Below are 18,234 nucleotides of genomic sequence, written 5' to 3' on the forward strand. Positions count from 1 at the left end.
CTCCCTATTTCTGGGCCAGAGAAATGGCGGTCAGCGCGAGGCGCGACAGCTTGCGCACGTCCGGGTCGGCGTCGTCGAGCGCCTTTTCCAGCGCCGGAATGGCGCGCGGGTCGGCCAGTTCGCCGAGGGCGATGGCCGCTTCCTTGCGCAGATTGCCGATCGGGTGGGCCAGCGCCTCGACCAGCGCCGGCAGCGCCGCCGCGGCCTTCAGCAGACCGAGGCTGCGCGCCGCCTTGACGCGCACCTGCCAGTACTCGTCCTGCATCGCGCGGATCAGGTCGGGCGCGGCCAGCGCGAGCCGCAGCTTGCCCAGCGTCTGCGCCGCCTCGTCGCGCACCATCCAGGCGACGTCGGTCAGTGCACGCGTCAGCGACGGCAGCACGCTCACTTCGCTCGAATAGCCGATGGCACCGATGGCGATGCGCCGCACTTCCGGGTCGGGGTCGCGCGCCGCGATCTCGGCCAGCGCACCGACCGCTTCGGGTTTGCGCAGATAGCCCAGCACGCCGACCGCCTCGCGCCGCACCGCAGGGTCGCTGTCCTGCAGCGCCTCCATCGCCGGTGCGAAGGCGGCATCGACCCGCAGCGCGCGTACCGCGCGCAGCGCCAGCATGCGCACTTCGGCCGTGTGGCCGCTGAGGAAGGGAATCAGCGGCGCGGCGGAGGCGCTTTCCTTCAGCTCCGACAGCACTTCGCCGGCGGCTGCCCGCACCGCCGCGTCGGCGTCGAGCAGCATCGGTGCCAGCGCCTCGACCACCTCGGCGTCCTCGTAGCCCTCGAGCGCACGCACCGCCTCGGTCCGCACGGTGGCGTCGGCGTCCTTCAGCCGCGGCAGCAGCAGCGGCACGATGTCGTCCTCGTCGCCGTAGGGCAGGTCGATCACCGCCAGCCGGCGCACTTCGGCGTCGGGGCTCTCCAGGCGCTCGGCCATGGAACAGGTCAGGGTATCCATCGTCGGCTCCTCAGCGCAGCAGATAGGGAATCGACACGCTGACCGCACCGGTCGGGCAGTCGGTTTCGCACGGCAGGCAGTACCAGCACTCGTCGAACTTCATGAAGGCCTTCTTGGTGAGCATGTCGATGGCGAGCACGTCGAGCGGGCAGACGTTGACGCACACCGTGCAGCCTTTCTCCGCGATGCATTTGTCGTTGTCGACACTTACCGGCACCTGGGTCGGCGTAGCAGCGATGGTCATGGCGAACTCCTTGATGGATGTGTCGGTGGAATCAGGCGGCTTCGGCGTTGCGGGCGACGCGCAGGCGCTGGTAGGCGCTGCGTTCCTCTTCGTCGATCGGCACGATGTAGGGCTCGATCGGCTTCTTGCGCATCTGCATGCGGCCGTCCTCGCCCTTGCTCAGCAGCGTGTGGCAGAACCAGTTCTCGTCGTCGCGCTCGGGGTGATCGACGAAGTAGTGGTAGAGGCCCCAGCGGCTTTCGGTGCGGAACAGCGAGGCGCGCGCGGCCATTTCGGCGCAGTCGAGAATGGAATGCGCTTCCATCGCGCGCATCAGTTCGTGCGGGTTGGAGGCGAACATGGCTTCGGTGTCCTCGCGGATTTCGTCGAAGCGGCGCAGCGCGATTTCGTACTTGCGGGTGATCTTGGGCGGCTGCAGGTAGTCGTTCACCAGGCGGCGCGTCTTGTATTCGATCTGGAAGGGCGTGAGGCCGTCGGTGCGACCGAGCGGCGCCAGGATGCGCGCCTCCTCCGCCGCGACGTCGCCAGCGCTGACCGCACCCAGTCCGTGCTCGGCGCAGTAGGCGGCAGCGTTCTCGCCACACAGCCGGCCGTAGACGAAGGCGCCCAGCATGTAGTTGTGCGGCACGCTGGCGCAGTCGCCGGCGGCGTAAAGCCCCGGCACCGAAGTCGCGCCACGCGCGTCGGTGTGGATGCCGGACGCGCTGTGACCGCTGCAGAAGCCGATTTCCGAGATGTGCATCTCGACCATCTGCTTGCGGTAGTCGTTGCCGCGCTTTTCGTGGAAGCGGCCGCGGCTCGGGCGTTCGTTGGTGTGCAGGATGTGCTCGATCTCGCTGATGGTCTCCTCGGCGAGGTGGTCGAGCTTGAGGAAGACAGGACCGTTGCCGCCTTCCAGTTCGTTGTAGAACTCCATCATCATCTGGCCGCTCCAGTAGTCGCACTCGATGAAGCGCTCGCCCTTGGAGTTGGCGGTGAAGCCGCCGAACGGACCGGTCACGTAGGCACAGGCCGGACCGTTGTAGTCCTTGATCAGCGGATTGATCTGGAAGCACTCGAGATTGGCCAGGTCGGCGCCGGCGTGATAGGCCATCGCGTGACCGTCGCCGCAGTTGGTCGGGTTCTCGTAGGTGCCCATCAGGTAGCCGGAGGCGGGCAGACCGATGCGGCCGGCCGCGCCGGTGCTGAGCACCGCCGCCTTGGTGCGGATGACATAGACGTCGGCGGTGCGGCAGTCGAAGCCCATCACCGCGACCACTTCACCGCTTTCGCCGGTCAGCACGCGGGTGACGACGACGCGGTTGGTCACCTCGACGCGCGCCTTCTTCAGCTGGCGGTAGAGGATCTTCTTCATGTGGTGACCTTCGGGCATCGGCAGCACGTAACTGCCCAGGTGATGCACCTTGCGCACCGCGTAGTCGCCGGTTTCGTCCTTCTCGAACTTGACGCCCCAGCGGTCCAGCTCGTTGATCATGTCGAAGCTGTTGGCGGCGTAGGCCATCACCGCTTCCTGATCGACGATGCCGTCGTTGGCGATGGTGATCTCCTTGACGTACTGCTCCGGCGTCGCGTGCCCGGGAATGACGGCGTTGTTGAGACCGTCCATGCCCATCGAGATGGCGCCCGAACGCTTCACGTTGGCCTTGTCGATCAGCAGCACGCGCAGCTTGGGGTTCTTCTCCTTGGCCTTGACTGCGGCCATCGGGCCGCCGGTACCACCGCCGATGACGACGAGGTCGAATTCCATGTCGATGCGTTTCATGTTCTCTCCTTGATTTGGGGCTGCACTGTCGCGCCAGGGCGCGCCGTTGCGAACGAAGAATTCCTGCGTTGCTTTCCAGCGGTGGATCAACTTCGGTCTATGCGCAGGCGGTACTGGAAGGCATCGCCGCGGTAGTAGAGGAATTCGAAATCGATGGGCCGGTCGTCGGCCCAGGTCAGGCGTTCGATGCGCAGCAGCGGCGAGGCTTCCGCGATGTCGAGATGACGGGCGAGCGACTCGTCGGCCGAGATCGCCTCGATCTGCACGTCGGCGTGCGTGAGGTTGCGGCCGAGGTCGTTTTCGAGAATGACGAAGATGTCGCGCGTGGCCAGGTCTTCCTGGGTCAGCCGTTCGCCGATGTCCGGCGGGAAGTAGCTCACGTTGACCGAGATGGGTTCGCGGTTCAGGTAGCGCAGGCGCTGTATCTCGAACACCGGCGCTTCCGGCTTCAGCTGCAGCCGCTGGGCCACCACGGCACTGGCGGCGACCGGCTTCGCGCTGAGCAGCAGCGAGTAGGTTTCGTAGCCGGAAGTGGACATCGCCTCGCCGAAACCCTGCAGCCGCGACAGGCTCTGGAAGGCCTTGGGCTTGGCGACGAAGCTGCCCTTGCCCATCACCTTGAAGATGAGCCCCTCCTTCTGCAGGTCGCCCAGTGCCTGCCGTATCGTGATGCGGCTGACATCGAATGCCGACATCATCTGGCTCTCCGACGGCATCTGCGAATGCGGCGGGTAACTGCCGTCGAGAATGCGCCGGCGCAGGATTTCGCGGATCTGCGTGTACAGCGGCATCTGCGATACCGGCGACAGCGCGTCCTCGACCTCCGCCGCGCCCGGGGGCGCGATCTGCTTGCGGTGGGGTGCCATGTTCGAGCTCCTGTTCAAGAACCTGTTATGACGGGTCATGTCATGCAAAGTCAGTGCCAATTTTTTCGCTCCGCACAACACGTTCCGAAATCGTTGATTTGACTGCGATTTTCGACGACAGACCGGTTCAGAACCGGCTATCGGATGCACCGCATTGCTGCACCGCCACAGTGCCCTGCACCAGTGCGACCGCATGTACCGGCCAGGCTGCGAGCGCACCGGTCGCCATCAGCAGGCACAGCACGACGCGACGGAAATGACGCGGATCCAGCCACCGGTAGAGCCGCTCGCCGATCAGTCCGCCGCCGTGAAAGAGCGGCGCCAGCAGCAGCGACAGGCCGAACAGCCCTGACAGCACGATGGCGATCAGCGCCAGCGGGTAGAGGCAGCCGAAATAGACGAGGAAGCTGGCGCGCGCCCGGTGGCTGTCGGTTTCCACGCCCAGCAGATAGAGGATGGCCGGCGGTCCGCTGACACCGCCGAAGCCGGTCAGCACGCCGCTGAACAGACCGGCGGAGATCGAGCCCGCCCGACTGCGGCCGCGCACCAGACGGGCGCCGGTCAGCAGCACCACAGCACTGGCGATCACCGCGACGCCGATCACCTGGCCGAACAGCCGCGCCGGCAGCACGCTGACCAGCCACAGCCCGAGTGGAATGCCGGCACAGGCGGCGCCCAGCATGGGCAGCAGCACCCGGTGATCGACCAGCCGGCGCACCGACGGCGCCAGTGCATGCGTCAGCGGCAGCGCGTTCAGCAGCGTCACGATGCACAGCGTGTCGCGCGCCGACGCCACCGTAGAGAGCAGCGGCGCCATCAGCAGCGCCGCACCGAAGCCGGTCATGCCGCGCAGCACGCCGCCGGCGATCACCGCGCCGGCAATCACCGACCAGCTCGCGAGCGCGCGGTCCGGCCACAGCGTGTTCAGCAGCGAAGCATCCAATCGGCTCTCCCCGGCGGGACGGACCGCCTGCGAATTCGGCAGCGTCTGCGCCCAACCTGTCATGACAGGTCATGTCGAGCAAAAGCCGGACCAGCACGCGCACACGCAACCCACCGGTCGTCAAACCCTGTGCAGTCGCAGCTTCTGTCGGTGCGCGGCGGTTGATGCGCAGTGCCGCGGCAGTCCGGCACGGTGCGCCGGCCTCGGCGACGCCCTGCTTGCGTGCGTTCATGCCAGCGCTCCGAGGCTGACCAGGCCGAAGCCGGCAAGCAGCAGCCACAGCCACAGCAGCGCAGCCAGTGCCCACACACGCCAGCCCGCATGCGCCATGTCGGCCAGCCGGGTGTTGGCACCGAGCGCCGCCAGACCGACCGCCAGCAGCGCCTGCGCGGCTTCCGCACCGGCCGCCTGCAGCCACAGCGGCAAACGCCCCGACGCGTTGAGCGCCATCATCACGACGAAGCCATACAGGAAGAGCGGCACGCCCGGGCTGCGCAGTGACGTGGCGCCCGGCGCGCGCAGTCCGGCGGCGATCAGCATCACCACCGGCGCCAGCAGCATCACGCGCATCATTTTCTCGACCAGCGCACCGGCGGCCGCCTCGGGTCCGGCCGCCGCCGCACCGGCAACGACGTGGCCGAGCTCATGCACTGAAAGACCGACCCAGAGGCCGAACGACAGATCGTCGAGACCGCTCAGCGGCCGCAGCAGCGGCAACAGATACATGCCCAGCGTGCCGAACACGACCACCGCCAGCACCGCCGCCGACACATGGCGAGCGCGCGCACCGATCACGCTGTCGGCAGCCGCCACCGCCGCCGCACCGCAGATGGCGCTGCCGCAGCCGATCAGCACCGCGGCCTGGGTGTCGAGCCCGAGCCGACGGCCCAGCGTCAGCGCCAGCGCCAGCGTGCTGAGCACGATGACCAGCGCCATCGCCAGCCCGCTCCAGCCCACGCTGCCCAGTTCATCGATGCCGATGCGCAGACCGTACAGCGCGATGCCGGCGCGCATCAGCGTGCCGCGCGCCAGACGGAATCCGTCGGCGCCGCGCGTCGGCAGCGCGGGCCACAGATTGCCGACCACGATGCCCAGCGCCACCGCCAGCGGCAGCCAACCGAAGCCGTGCGCCGTTACGCCCGGCACCGCAGACAGCGCCGCCGCGGCAGCCGCAACGGCCACCGACGCGACAAGGCCGGTCGGCAGGCTGGAAGCAGTGAGGGCGGTGGTCGAATTCATGGATGCGTCGCGGGCTGCAGGAAAGTGAGTGCAGCGTAAGCGGCGCGCCATTCATTCTTCTATATCATGCAAATCACTGATCGATTACCTTGGGTAATGCATGAATCTGCATCTTCTGCGCATCTACGTGAAGGTCGTCGAGGTCCAGAGCTTTTCGCGCGCAGCGGAGGCGCTGGACATCACGCAGCCCGCCGTGTCGAAAGCGGTGCGCGAACTCGAATCCCAGCTCGAAACGGTGCTGCTGGACCGCCGCGGCAAGACCTTCCGGCCGAGTGAATCGGGTCGGGCACTCTATGAATACGGGCGCAGCATCCTGGCACTCGAACGCGAGGCGACCGAAACCATCCGCGCCTACAGTTCGCTCGAACGCGGGCGGCTCACGATAGGCGCCAGCACCACCATCGCCACCTACTGGCTGCCGTCCTTCCTGGTCGATTTCCACGCCCGCCACCCTCAGGTCGAACTGCAGGTGATCAGCGGCAACACCCGGCAGATCGCCGACCTGCTGCTCGATTGCCGGGTTGACGTGGCGCTGGTCGAAGGCGACGTGGACGACGCGCGGTTGAACCGCCGCATCTGGCGGCGCGACGAGATGGTCATCATCGCGCCACGCGACGCCGAACTGCCGCCAGGTGGCGCGCTGCGCCCGGCCGATCTGGCCGACCACAGCTGGATCGTGCGCGAACGCGGTTCCGGCAGCCGTGCCGCCACCGACCGCGTGCTCGACGAAATGGGCCTGACGCCGGCGCGCACGATAGAGGTGGGCAGCAACGAAGCCATCGTGCAGACAGTCGCCGCCGGCCGCGGTCTGGGCATGGTGCCGCGCATCTGCGCCCGCGACCAGCTGGCGCTTGGCCGCATCCGCCGGCTGCATCCGGGCGGCGCCGCGATCCAGCGCACGCTCTACCGCATCCGCCTGCCCGAGCGCCCGATCAGCCCCGCCGCCCTCGCCTTCGAGGCGCTGATCGCGGACACGCACACGGCCACGGACGCGGCGTCCGAGTGAACATCACGGCCCCGAAATGAAGAAGCCGGCTTGCGCCGGCTTCTTTACGTCCGCGGCGGGATCAACCCACCCACACCCGCGCATTCCTGAACATGCGCATCCAAGGGCTGTCCTCGCCCCAGTGCGCCGGATGCCAACTCATCTGCACCGTGCGGAACACGCGTTCCGGGTGCGGCATCAGGATGGTGACGCGGCCGTCGTCGGTGGTGACCGAGGTGATGCCAGCGGGCGAGCCGTTCGGATTGCGCGGGTAGCGCGTGGCGATGGCGCCGTCGTGGTCGATGTAGCGCATCGCGACCTGCGCCAGCGACTGCGCCTGTTCGTCGTCGAATACCGCGCGGCCTTCGCCGTGCGAAACGACGATGGGCAGCTTGGAACCGGACATGCCGCGGAACAGGATGGACGGCGAATCCGCCACTTCGACCATGGTGAAACGCGCCTCGAACTGCTCCGAGCGGTTGCGCTCGAAACGCGGCCAGTGCGCGGCGCCGGGGATGATGTCGCGCAGCTGGCTCATCATCTGGCAGCCGTTGCAGACGCCCAGCGCGAAGGTATCCTCACGCTCGAAATATGCGGCGAAGGCGTCGCGCAGTTCGGGGTGGAACAGGATGGACTTGGCCCAACCGGAACCGGCGCCCAGCACGTCGCCGTAGGAAAAGCCGCCGCAGGCCGCCAGACCCTTGAAATCAGCCAGCTTGACGCGGCCGGCCATCAGGTCGGACATATGCACGTCCTGCGCGTCGAAGCCGGCGCGATCGAAAGCGGCAGCCATCTCGACCTGACCGTTCACGCCCTGCTCGCGCAGGATGGCGATGCGCGGCCGCACGCCTTTGCTGATGAAGGGCGCCGCGATGTCCTGCTGCGGCTCGAAGGTCAGCGCAGCAAACAGGCCGTTGTCAGCCTTGTCGTCGAGCAGCGCGAATTCCTCGCGTGCGCAGTCGGCATCGTCGCGCAGCAGCGCGATGCGGTGGCTGGTTTCGGTCCACGCCTTCTGCAGTTCGGCGCGCGGCTCGCTGAAGATGACCTTGGCGTTGTGCCAGAGACGGATTTCGTCGCGGTCGTTCGGGCTGCCGATGCCGTGCGTGACGCCTGAAAGACCCGCCTCGCGCAGGATGTCCATCACCTGCGAGCGCTGGTCCACGCGGATCTGGATCACCGCGCCCAGCTCCTCGGCGAACAGCGCGGTGAAGGTGCGGTCGTTGAAACGGCCGCGCACCGCGTCCGGCTTCTTGGCCAGCGAATCGACGTTGACCAGCAGCGGATCGTAAGCCAGCGTGTCGAGATTTATCGACAGGCCCACCTTCGATGCGAACGCCATTTCGCACAGCGTGGCGAACAGACCGCCGTCCGAGCGGTCGTGATAGGCCAGCACCAGGCCGGCATCGCGCAGGCGGTTGATCGCCGGCAGGAAGCGGCCGAGCAGCACGGCATCGGCGTCCGGCGCGTGTTCGCCGACCACGCCGTAAGCCTGCGCCAGCGCCGAACCGCCGAGGCGGTTCTTCATCTGGCCGAGGTCGAGCAGCAACAGTTCGGTATCGATTTCCGGGTCGATCAGCAGTTGCGGCGTCAGCGTCTTGCGCACGTCCTCGACGCCGGCGAAGGCGGTAATGACCAGCGACAGCGGCGACACCACTTCCTTCTGCGCCTCGCCCTCGGTCCAGCGCGTCTTCATCGACAGGCTGTCCTTGCCGACCGGAATCGCCAGGCCCAGCGCCGGACAGAAGTCGAGCGCCACCGCCTTCACCGTGTCGAACAGCGCGGCGTCCTCGCCCTTGTGGCCGGCCGCTGCCATCCAGTTGGCCGACAGCTTGATGCGCTCGAAACTGCGCACGTCGGCGGCGGCCAGATTGGTGATCGCCTCACCGATGGCCATGCGGCCGGAAGCCGGCCCGCTGAGCAGCGCCACCGGCGTGCGTTCGCCCATCGCGAAGGCTTCGCCGCGGTAGCCGGTGAAGCTTTCGGTGGTCACGGCGACGTCGGCCACCGGCACCTGCCACGGGCCGACGAACTGGTCCCGCGCGGTGAGGCCGCCGACTGAGCGGTCACCGATGGTGATCAGGAAGGATTTGCTCGCCACCGCCGGCATCCGCAGCACGCGGTAGGCAGCGTCCTTCAGGTCGTAGCCGGCGACGTCCATCGGCGGCGCGTAGGCCGGACGGCGCTGCACCGTGCGGTGCATCTTCGGCGGCTTGCCGAGCAGCACGTCCATCGACATGTTGACCGGCTTGGTGTTGAACAGCGGATCGGCCACCGTGAGCTGGCCGTCGGCGGTCGCCTCGCCGAGCACGGCGAAGGGGCAGCGCTCGCGTTCGCACAGCGCGCGGAATTCATCGATGCGCTCAGGGGCGATCGCCAGCACGTAGCGCTCCTGCGATTCGTTGCACCACAGTTCGGCCGGGCTCATGCCCGACTCTTCGCTGTGGATGGCGCGCAGGTCGAACCAGGCCCCGTGACCGGCGCCGTGCGCCAGTTCCGGCAGTGCGTTCGACAGGCCGCCAGCCCCGACGTCGTGCACGGCGAGGATGGGGTTGTCGTCCTGCATCTGCCAGCAGCGGTCGATCACTTCCTGCGCGCGGCGCTCGATTTCCGGGTTGCCGCGCTGTACCGACGCGAAGTCGAGGTCGGCGGTATTGGTGCCGGTGGTCATGCTCGACGCCGCTCCGCCGCCCAAGCCGATCAGCATGGCCGGGCCGCCGAGCACGATGAGCTTGGTGCCGGCCGGGAACTCGATCTTCAGCGCGTCGCGCGCGGCGATGTTGCCGATGCCGCCGGCGATCATGATGGGCTTGTGATAGCCGCGCATCTCGCCCATGAAGGGCAGTTCGAAGGTGCGGAAATAGCCGGCAAGGTTCGGACGGCCGAATTCGTTGTTGAAGGCGGCAGCACCCAGCGGGCCGTCGATCATGATCTGCAGCGCCGAGGCGATGCGTTCCGGCTTTCCGTACAGCTCGCCGTTCACGCGCTCCCACGGCTGTTCGAAGCCGGGGATGTTCAGGTTGGACACCGAGAAGCCTGCCAGACCGGCCTTGGGCTTGGCGCCACGGCCGGTCGCGCCTTCGTCGCGGATTTCGCCGCCGGCACCGGTGGCGGCGCCGGGGAAAGGCGAAATCGCCGTCGGGTGATTGTGCGTCTCGACCTTGGCCAGGAAATGCATGGGCTCGGAATGCCAGCCCCAGCGGCCGTTGCGGTCCGGGTAGAAGCGGTTGACCGGCGCCGTGGTGGCGCCCTCGATCACCGCCGCATTGTCCGAATAGGCGACCACCGTGTGCTGCGGCGTCGCGCGATGGGTTTCGCGGATCATGCCGAACAGGCTCATGTCCTGCGTCGCGTAATCGATGTTCCAGCTGGCGTTGAAGATCTTGTGGCGGCAGTGCTCGGAATTGGCCTGCGCGAACATCATCAGCTCGACGTCGGTCGGGTCGCGGCCCAGCTTGGTGTAGGCGTCGAGCAGGTAATCGATTTCGTCGTCCGACAGCGCCAGACCCAGTTCGACGTTGGCGCGCTCCAGCGAGCCGCGGCCGTCGGCCAGCGACACGCTGAGCAGCGGGCGTGGTGCGACGTGGCTGAACAGCGCCTCGGCGTCGTCGAGCGAGGTGAGCACCGATTCGGTCATGCGGTCGTGCAGCAAGGCAGCCAGCGCTGTGCGCTCCGCATCGTCCAGACCGCCGCCGCCCAGAAGGCCGCGCGGCAGATCCAGCTCGTACAGCAAGCCGCGTTCGACGCGCTGCACGCTGTCCAGGCCGCAGTTGCGCGCGATATCGGTCGCCTTCGACGACCACGGTGAAATCGTGCCCAGACGGGGCGTGACCAGCAGGACATCGCCTTCGGCCGCGGCTGCCGGCTGCGCATTGAGCAGGGCGCACAGCTTGCTCAGCTCGTCGGCCGACGGCTGCGCCGTGCACTCAACGAAGAAGTACTGGGTGGCGGTGAGCTCGCGCAGCTTGGGAAGCGCAGTGCGGCATTCGTCGGACAGGCGCGCCAGACGCGCGGCGGAATATGCGGGCGAGCCGCGGAGCTTGAGGAGATGGGCCATGAAAGGACAGCGGGGAAGTGGGCCGCGCACCTGTGTGCGCGGATAAAACCCGATTATACGGGTTCGCCCCGCCCGCTGCCCCTGCGTGCTTACTGCTGGAAGCGGGCCTTGGCCTGCTCGACGCACGCATCCTTGGCGTTGCCGCTCATTTCATTGCAGCGGGCCTTGGCGGCCGCGTATTGGGCTTCGAGACGGTCCTCCGCCGTGTCGGCCCTCGCCTCCCCGGCCTTGCGTCTCACTTTGGCGTCGGCCAGTGCCGATTCGCGAGCGGCCTTGGCTTCCTTGACGCAGGTCTTCTTGGCGCTCGAATCCAGCGCATCGCAGCGGGTCTTCGCCGCGTCGTAATCCATGTCGGCGCGCTTCTTCGCCGCGTCGTACTGGGCTTCGGTCTGCGCCTCGATGCGGTCTTCGACGTCGGCAGAGGCGGCGGGCAGCGAGAACGCGGTCAAGGCGATCGAACACAGTACGGTCAGCACTCGGGCTTGAGTTTTCATTGGAGACTCCTTGGTTCGTTTGATGATGGCCTCCTCAAAAGAGGCCGTCGGATGTTTCAGAGGCAGCACAAGCAGGGCCGCGCCCCGATGACTTCAGCCTAGCCCCGGCCGCGCTGGAGGCGCGTAAGACGTCGGGGCGCGCCATGTAGGAGAACACCACCCGCGGCTGTCGGACCCGCCGAACTGGCGGAACACGCCCGCTTCGCAATAGCATCTGCACCTGCGGCCTGCGCGCCCGGGCACTGCTCCGGGACACCGACCAGCCTGTCGGCCGGCGAGCGCCGCGCGAAAAGGAGCCGAAGCACGATGTCCGCCGTTGTCCCTCTCCCCGACGTGATCGACGCGAACCTGACCAATTTCCAGCGCGACGTGATCGACGTGTCCCAGCGCATGCCGGTACTGGTCAACTTCTGGGCACCGTGGTGTCAGCCCTGCCGTGTCCTGACCCCCAGACTGGAGGCGCTGGCCGCCGACTACGCCGGCCGGGTGCGCCTGGCCAAGATCAATTCCGACGACAACCCGGAACTCGCGCGCCGTTTCGGCGTGCGCGGCATCCCCAATGTGAAGGCCTTTGTCGGCGGCGTGGTGGTCGATGAATTCACCGGCGTGCTGCCGGACCGCGAACTGCGCGATTTCATGGACGCGCTGCTGCCGTCGCCCGCCCTGTCCGCCTTCGAAGAGGCGCAGGCCGCGCTCGCGCGCGGCGACGCCACCGCCTCGCTCGGTCTGTTCCAGGGCGCGCTGGCCATCGATCCGGGATTCGAACCGGCTGTGCTCGGCCGGGTCGAGGCTCTGATTGCGCTCGGTCGGCTCGACGACGCCCAGGCTGCGCTCGACGCGCTGCCCTACGAACAGGACGACCGTGCACGCATTGGCACGCTGTATGCGCGCATTGCCATCGCGCGCCGCCAGCCGGGCGATGACGACGAGAACTACGCCGCCCGCATCGCGCGCAATCCGGGCGACCTGACCGCCCGCCTCGCCTTCGTTGCGGAACTCGCCGCGCGCGAACAATGGGAGGAAGCGATGGAACAGGCGCTGGAAGTGGTCCGCCGCGACCGCAGCTTCGAGGACGACGCCGGCCGCCGCGCTTTGCTCGACCTGTTCGCGCTGCTCGGCTCGGACGACGAACGGGTGCGTCGCTACCGGCGCGAACTGGCCGCCGTCCTCAATCGCTGACCACGATGGTGGAACGGGTACGCTGCTTTCCGCCGGTGGCCGACCCGGCCACCGCGCGCCTGCTGATCCTGGGCTCCATGCCCGGCGTGGCCTCACTGACGGCGCAGCGCTACTACGCCCATCCGCGCAACCAGTTCTGGCCCATCATGGGCGCGCTGTTCGGCGCCGGTCCCGACCTGCCCTACGCCGAGCGGCTGCGCGCACTGACCCGGGCCGGCATTGCGCTGTGGGACGTGCTCGAAAGCTGCGAGCGCGCGGGCAGCCTGGACGCCGCGATCGACGTCCGCAGCGCGCAGGCCAACGACTTTGCCGCCTTTTTCGATGCGCACCCGGGCATCGTGCGCATCGCCTTCAATGGCGGCACGGCGGAAAAGCACTTCCGCCGCGACGTGATGCCGCATCTGCGGCCCCCTGTGCGGACGCTGGATCTGCTGCGCCTGCCCTCAACCAGTCCGGCGCACGCTGGCATGGGTGCGCAGGAAAAGCTCGCGCGCTGGCGTGCAGCGCTGCAACCCCTGTGCGCGTCCGCGGTCGAAGCGCCGCTTTCAACCGACACCGTTCACACATGACCACCCTGCTCCTGTTCGCGCTCGGCCTGGGCGCGCTGATCGCCGGCGCCGAACTTCTGGTGCGCGGCGCCTCGAAACTGGCCCTGTCCTTCGGCATCTCGCCGCTGGTGGTCGGGCTCACCATCGTCGCCTTCGGTACCAGTTCGCCAGAAATGGCGGTGTCGGTGCAGTCGGCCTTGGCGGGCAAGACCGATATGGCGGTCGCCAACGTGGTCGGCAGCAATATCTTCAACGTACTGTTCATCCTCGGGATTTCAGCACTGATCACGCCGCTGCTCGTCGACAAGCAGCTGATTCGGCAGGAAGTGCCAATCATGATCGGCGCCACGCTGCTGTTCGCTGGCCTCAGCCTCGACGGCGGGCTGTCGCGTAGCGAAGGGGGCCTGCTGTTCGGCCTGCTCGTTGCATACACCGTTTTCCTCATCGTGCAGAGCCGTCGCCAGAGCGCCGGCTTGAGCGAGGAATACGCCGACAGCCTGCACAGCGCGGACTTCGCAGCCCACCCTGAGGCTTGGGACGCGCGGCTGCCCGTTCAGCTCGCGCTCATCGCCGGCGGTCTGGGGCTGCTGGTGGTGGGCTCCAACCTGATGGTCAACGCCGCCATCGTGTTCGCCCGTCATCTGGGCATCAGCGACACCGTGATCGGCCTCACCGTGGTCGCCGCCGGCACCTCGCTGCCCGAGGTCGCCGCGTCGATCACCGCCGCTCTGCGCGGCCAGCGTGACATTGCGGTCGGTAATGTCGTCGGCAGTAACACCTTCAACCTGCTGGGGGTACTTGGTCTGTCGTCTATTGTGGCGCCCGACGATCTGACGCTCGGTACCGCCATGCTGTCGTTCGACATCCCGGTCATGGTGGCGGTCAGCCTCGCCTGTCTGCCCATCTTCGCGACCGGCAACCTGATTGCGCGCTGGGAGGGCGGCCTCTTCTTGGCCTACTACTGTGCCTATACGCTCTATCTGATCCTGGCAGCGAAGGATCATGACAATCTCGCCGATTACGCATTCGTGATGCAGACCATCGCGCTGCCGCTGACGGCGGTAACGCTGATCGTCATCAGCGTGCGCCACTGGCGGCGGCCCAGGAGCTAGATACCGGCCCTCCGCGCCGCATCCGCGCGCCGTCAGCATCGTGCAAGCAATCCGCAGGCATACTGGACAGATGAGCCGATCGACGCCATTGCCGACCGCACGCCGCACAGGTGCATGTGAACGATGACGCTTCGCCGGCCGACATCGATTGCAGGGCTGCTGATCGTGCTCATCGTCACCACCGTGTCGGTCCTGCTGACAGCGGTCGGCGCGCTGGCCTATCGCGCATACAGCGTCGCCGAGCAGGGCGAATTCGAACGCTCGATCGAGCTGGCCGCCGATCAGCTCGCGGTCGGTCTGGCGCCGGCGGCCTGGAATCTCGAATACGAGCAGGTGCGCAAGCTGATGGAAAGCCGCATGCGCGACCGCTCGATCTATGGCGTCGTCGTGCAGCTGGACACCGCACGTTTCGCACTGCAGCGCAACGAGGACTGGGAACTGCAGTCGGTCGATGGCGACATCAACAGCACGGGCCTGTTCGTCAGCGAGCAGCCGGTGACCTTCGGCGAACAGCACATCGGCCAGGTGCGCGTCATCGGCAGTCCGCGTTTCGTCGACCAGGACCTGCGCAGCGCACTGGCCACCATGGTGCTGTTCACCGTTCTGCTCGATGTGGTGCTGACGCTGGCGCTCTATATCGCGCTGCAGCGCATGGTGCTGCAGCCCCTGCGCCTGGTCGAGCGCCACGCCGATGAGGTGGCACGGCACGGGCGGTCCACCACCGCGCTGGGCGATCTGAGCTTCCTCGGCGAACTGCAACGGCTGACGCAGTCGGTTGACGCCATGGTGACGCAACTTGAAGCGCGCAACGCCGAGCTCGAACGTTCGAACGAGCGCTTCAGGCGGGTGATCCGCCTGCTGCCGCTGCCGATCAGCCTGTTCGATCGAGACGGTCGCATCCTGTACGTGAACGACTGCTTCGTGGACACCTTCGGCTACACGCTCGAAGACATTCCGGACGCGCACACCTGGTTCGGACTGGCCTACCCCGACCCGGCCTATCGCGCAGAAGTCCTGCAGACCTGGGGGCAGGAGCTGGCGAGCGCGCAGGGTGCGTCAGGACTGGTGCGCGCCCGGCCCTATGTGGTGACCTGCAAGGACGGCAGCCGCAAGATCGTCGAGATCGGCGGCATGCTGGCCGACGACCCCAACATCACGGTGCTCAACGACATCACCGACCGCACCCGCGCCGAAGAGGAACTGGCGCGCCACCGCGACCACCTCGAAGAACTGGTGTCCAGCCGCACGGCTGAGCTCGAAGCGGCCAATCGCCGGCTGGAGGAAACCCAGTTCGCGCTCGATCATGCGGGCGTCGCGATCCAGTGGATCGACGCCGCCAGCGGCTGTTTCAGCTACGTGAACGATCACGCCTGCACGCTCTACGGCTATCCGCGCGAACGTCTGCTCGGCATGCCGGCACACAGCGTGATCGACGACTTCACAGGCGCACGCCTGAGCGCACTCGAACCGGCGCTGCGCGCGCAGGGCCAGGCGCGGATCGAGGCCGATGCGCGGCGTGGCGACGGCCGCGTCGTGCCGGTCGAGATCGGCATCTATTTCGATCCGCCGGCCGACGGCGCTGCTGCGCACTACATCGCCTTCTCGATCGACATCACGCCGCGGCGGGAAGCGGAGCAGGCGCTGATCGCCGCGCGGCTCGCCGCCGAGAGCGCGGCGCAGGCGCGCAGCGAGTTCCTGGCCAACATGAGCCACGAAATCCGCACGCCGATGAACGCCGTGATCGGCATGACGCGGCTGGCGCTGCAGACCGAACTGACCGCGAAGCAGCGCAATTTCGTGGCCAAGGCCAACGCGTCGGCAGTGGCGCTGCTGGGCATCCTGAACGACATCCTCGATTTTTCGAAGGTCGAGGCGGGCCAGATCACCATCGAATCGGTGCCTTTCCGGCTGGACCGCGTATTCGAATCGCTGCTGTCCGTGGTGTCGCTGCGCGCCGAGGAAAAGGGCCTGGACCTGCTGTTCGACGTCGCGCCCGACGTACCGCCGGTGCTGGTCGGCGACCCGCTGCGCATGGGCCAGATACTGACCAATCTGGCCGGCAACGCGATCAAGTTCACCGAGCGCGGCGAGGTGCTGGTGTCCTGCCGCGTCATTGCGCGCGAAAGCCAGCACGCGACGCTGGCTTTCGGCGTGCGCGATACCGGCATCGGCATGAATGCCGATCAGCTGGACGGCCTGTTCCGCCCCTTCATGCAGGGTGACACCTCGATTTCACGGCGCTTCGGCGGCACCGGTCTCGGCCTCGCGATCAGCCGGCGTCTGGCCGAGCTGATGGGCGGCACGCTGAGCGCGCACAGCGTGGAAGGCCAGGGCAGTACCTTCACCTTCACCGCACGCTTCGAAACCGGCGAGTTGCCGGACAGTGCCCGGCGTACGCTGCCGTCGGCACTGCACAAGCGTCGCGTGCTGGTGGTCAACGACAACCCGGAAGCGCTGCAGATCCTCTGTCGCGACCTCGAACATCTGGGCCTGAGCACCGAGCGCGCGCAGTCAGGCCCGCAGGCACTCGAACTGCTACGCAGCCGGCCACCGTTCGCGCTGCTGGTGTGCGACTGGAAGATGCCGGGCATGGATGGCATCGAACTGATACGCCGCGTGCAGTCCTGCGACGATCTCGCGCATCCTCCCGCGGTCGTCATGGTGAGCGCCTATGGCGCGGACGACCTGCAGCAGGCCGGCGCCGGTCTGGCCATCGCCGGCGTACTCACCAAGCCGGCCAGCACCTCGTCGCTCTACGACGCCATCGTTTCGGCGCTCGGTCATCAGGTCACAGCCGAAGGCAGCAGCGGCGACGCGCCCGGCAGCTTCCGCAGCGACGCGCTGCGCGGACGCCGCGTGCTGCTGGTCGAGGACAATCCGATCAACCAGGAACTGGGCGTCGAAATTCTGACCGGCGCCGGTGTCCGTGTCACCGTCGCCGAGAACGGTGCCGAGGCGTTGCGACGGCTCGACGCGGAGGAATTCGACTGCGTGCTGATGGACGTGCAGATGCCGGTGATGGACGGCCTCGAAGCGACCCGCGAAATACGCCGTCGCGAGCGACTGAACACACTGCCGGTGATCGCGATGACCGCCGGTGCCATGCCCTGGGAGCGCGAGCAGACGCGCGCCGCCGGCATGGACGACCATGTGACCAAGCCAGTCGATGTCGACGAATTGCTGCGCACGTTGACGCGCTGGCTGGGCAGCGTACCGCCGGCGGAGCAGGCCTCGGGCAATTCCGCGCCGACTGCCGAAGCCGCGCCGCTGCTCGACACCGCCGCCGCGCTGCGCAGCATGAATGGCGCCCGCGCGACCTATCGACGCGTGCTCGGCATGTTCCTCGACAGCGCGGACGCCGCGCAGACGCAGCTGAAGCAGGCTTGGGCCGATCGCGACTTCGATACGCTCGGGCAGCTGGCGCACCGACACAAGGGCAGCGCGGCAACGCTCGGGGCGCGTGCCCTGAGCACGGCGCTGGACGCCGTGGAAATGGCCTGCCGTGCCGGCGATCCGGCAGCGATCGACGTTGCGATGACGGACAGCACGCAGGTGTTCACCGCCACCGTCGAGGCGATGAGGGTGCAGGCGGACGCCGGCTCGCCCGCGCCACCCTCGGCCACCGAACTGGAGATGCTGCACGTTCTGCTGAGCAGCAACGACAGCGACGCGCAGGAAGCGATCGCCCGCCTGCTGACGCGCCCTCAGCCCGCCGGCATCCTGCCCGTGCTGCGGCAGATGTCGCGCGCCATGGAGCGCTACGACTTCGACGCTGCCTTGCTGCAGCTGGCTCAGCTGCGTGCCGCGATCGCCGCTGGCGCAGCGGACGCGAGCGGTGTCGAGGGCCTCATCTAGG

13 protein-coding genes are annotated in these 18,234 nt (G+C 67.6%); 5 read left to right on the forward strand and 8 right to left on the reverse strand.

Going from position 1 to position 18,234, the window contains the following annotated elements:
- Positions 1–4: 4 nt before the first annotated feature.
- The 6 genes from ACQ66H_RS13060 to ACQ66H_RS13085 all read right to left on the reverse strand — a co-directional run bounded on the left by ACQ66H_RS13060 (position 5) and on the right by ACQ66H_RS13085 (position 6,006).
- Positions 5–952 (reverse strand): HEAT repeat domain-containing protein, encoded by a 948-nt coding sequence (locus ACQ66H_RS13060; RefSeq protein WP_430434388.1) that lies wholly within the window; start codon positions 950–952, stop codon positions 5–7.
- A 10-nt stretch (positions 953–962) separates the two neighbouring features.
- A complete protein-coding gene (locus ACQ66H_RS13065) occupies positions 963–1,196 on the reverse strand; it encodes a 4Fe-4S dicluster domain-containing protein (RefSeq protein WP_430434389.1) in 234 nt (77 codons plus the stop codon).
- A 31-nt stretch (positions 1,197–1,227) separates the two neighbouring features.
- Positions 1,228–2,958 (reverse strand): fumarate reductase/succinate dehydrogenase flavoprotein subunit, encoded by a 1,731-nt coding sequence (locus ACQ66H_RS13070; RefSeq protein WP_019917844.1) that lies wholly within the window; start codon positions 2,956–2,958, stop codon positions 1,228–1,230.
- Between the two features lie 86 nt (positions 2,959–3,044).
- Positions 3,045–3,824, reverse strand: coding sequence for a GntR family transcriptional regulator (locus ACQ66H_RS13075; protein WP_430434390.1), 780 nt, complete (start codon positions 3,822–3,824; stop codon positions 3,045–3,047).
- Between the two features lie 127 nt (positions 3,825–3,951).
- The gene (locus tag ACQ66H_RS13080) at positions 3,952–4,767 is read right to left on the reverse strand and encodes a sulfite exporter TauE/SafE family protein (protein ID WP_430434391.1); all 816 of its coding nucleotides are present in this window, start codon (positions 4,765–4,767) and stop codon (positions 3,952–3,954) included.
- Between the two features lie 228 nt (positions 4,768–4,995).
- Complete coding sequence (locus tag ACQ66H_RS13085; RefSeq protein ID WP_430434392.1) at positions 4,996–6,006, reverse strand: YeiH family protein; 1,011 nt, start codon at positions 6,004–6,006, stop codon at positions 4,996–4,998.
- Between the two features lie 100 nt (positions 6,007–6,106).
- Here ACQ66H_RS13085 and ACQ66H_RS13090 point away from each other — a divergent pair, with 100 nt between their 5' ends.
- The gene (locus ACQ66H_RS13090; protein ID WP_430434393.1) at positions 6,107–7,012 is read left to right on the forward strand and encodes a LysR substrate-binding domain-containing protein; all 906 of its coding nucleotides are present in this window, start codon (positions 6,107–6,109) and stop codon (positions 7,010–7,012) included.
- A gap of 61 nt (positions 7,013–7,073) precedes the next feature.
- On the opposite strand, the gene purL is transcribed toward ACQ66H_RS13090, so the two are convergent.
- Positions 7,074–11,045 carry a phosphoribosylformylglycinamidine synthase gene (gene purL / locus ACQ66H_RS13095; protein WP_430434394.1) on the reverse strand — a complete coding sequence of 1,324 codons (3,972 nt, stop codon included), beginning with the start codon at positions 11,043–11,045 and terminating at the stop codon, positions 7,074–7,076.
- Positions 11,046–11,134: 89 nt separating this feature from the next.
- Positions 11,135–11,539 (reverse strand): hypothetical protein, encoded by a 405-nt coding sequence (locus ACQ66H_RS13100; RefSeq protein WP_425761757.1) that lies wholly within the window; start codon positions 11,537–11,539, stop codon positions 11,135–11,137.
- A 306-nt stretch (positions 11,540–11,845) separates the two neighbouring features.
- On the opposite strand from ACQ66H_RS13100, the gene ACQ66H_RS13105 reads away from it, so the two are divergent.
- The 4 genes from ACQ66H_RS13105 to ACQ66H_RS13120 all read left to right on the forward strand — a co-directional run bounded on the left by ACQ66H_RS13105 (position 11,846) and on the right by ACQ66H_RS13120 (position 18,233).
- Positions 11,846–12,718, forward strand: coding sequence for a tetratricopeptide repeat protein (locus tag ACQ66H_RS13105; RefSeq protein ID WP_430434395.1), 873 nt, complete (start codon positions 11,846–11,848; stop codon positions 12,716–12,718).
- A 5-nt stretch (positions 12,719–12,723) separates the two neighbouring features.
- Entirely contained in the window at positions 12,724–13,287 is a 564-nt protein-coding gene (locus ACQ66H_RS13110) for a DNA-deoxyinosine glycosylase (protein ID WP_430434396.1), read from the forward strand.
- Positions 13,284–14,378 (forward strand): calcium/sodium antiporter, encoded by a 1,095-nt coding sequence (locus ACQ66H_RS13115; protein ID WP_430434397.1) that lies wholly within the window; start codon positions 13,284–13,286, stop codon positions 14,376–14,378. The genes ACQ66H_RS13110 and ACQ66H_RS13115 overlap by 4 nt, the downstream gene beginning before the upstream one ends.
- 123 nt (positions 14,379–14,501) lie before the next feature.
- Positions 14,502–18,233, forward strand: coding sequence for a response regulator (locus ACQ66H_RS13120; RefSeq protein ID WP_430434398.1), 3,732 nt, complete (start codon positions 14,502–14,504; stop codon positions 18,231–18,233).
- Position 18,234 lies beyond the last annotated feature (1 nt).

Origin of the sequence: Methyloversatilis sp. (assembly GCF_965284615.1) — a bacterium.
Lineage (GTDB): Bacteria > Pseudomonadota > Gammaproteobacteria > Burkholderiales > Rhodocyclaceae > Methyloversatilis.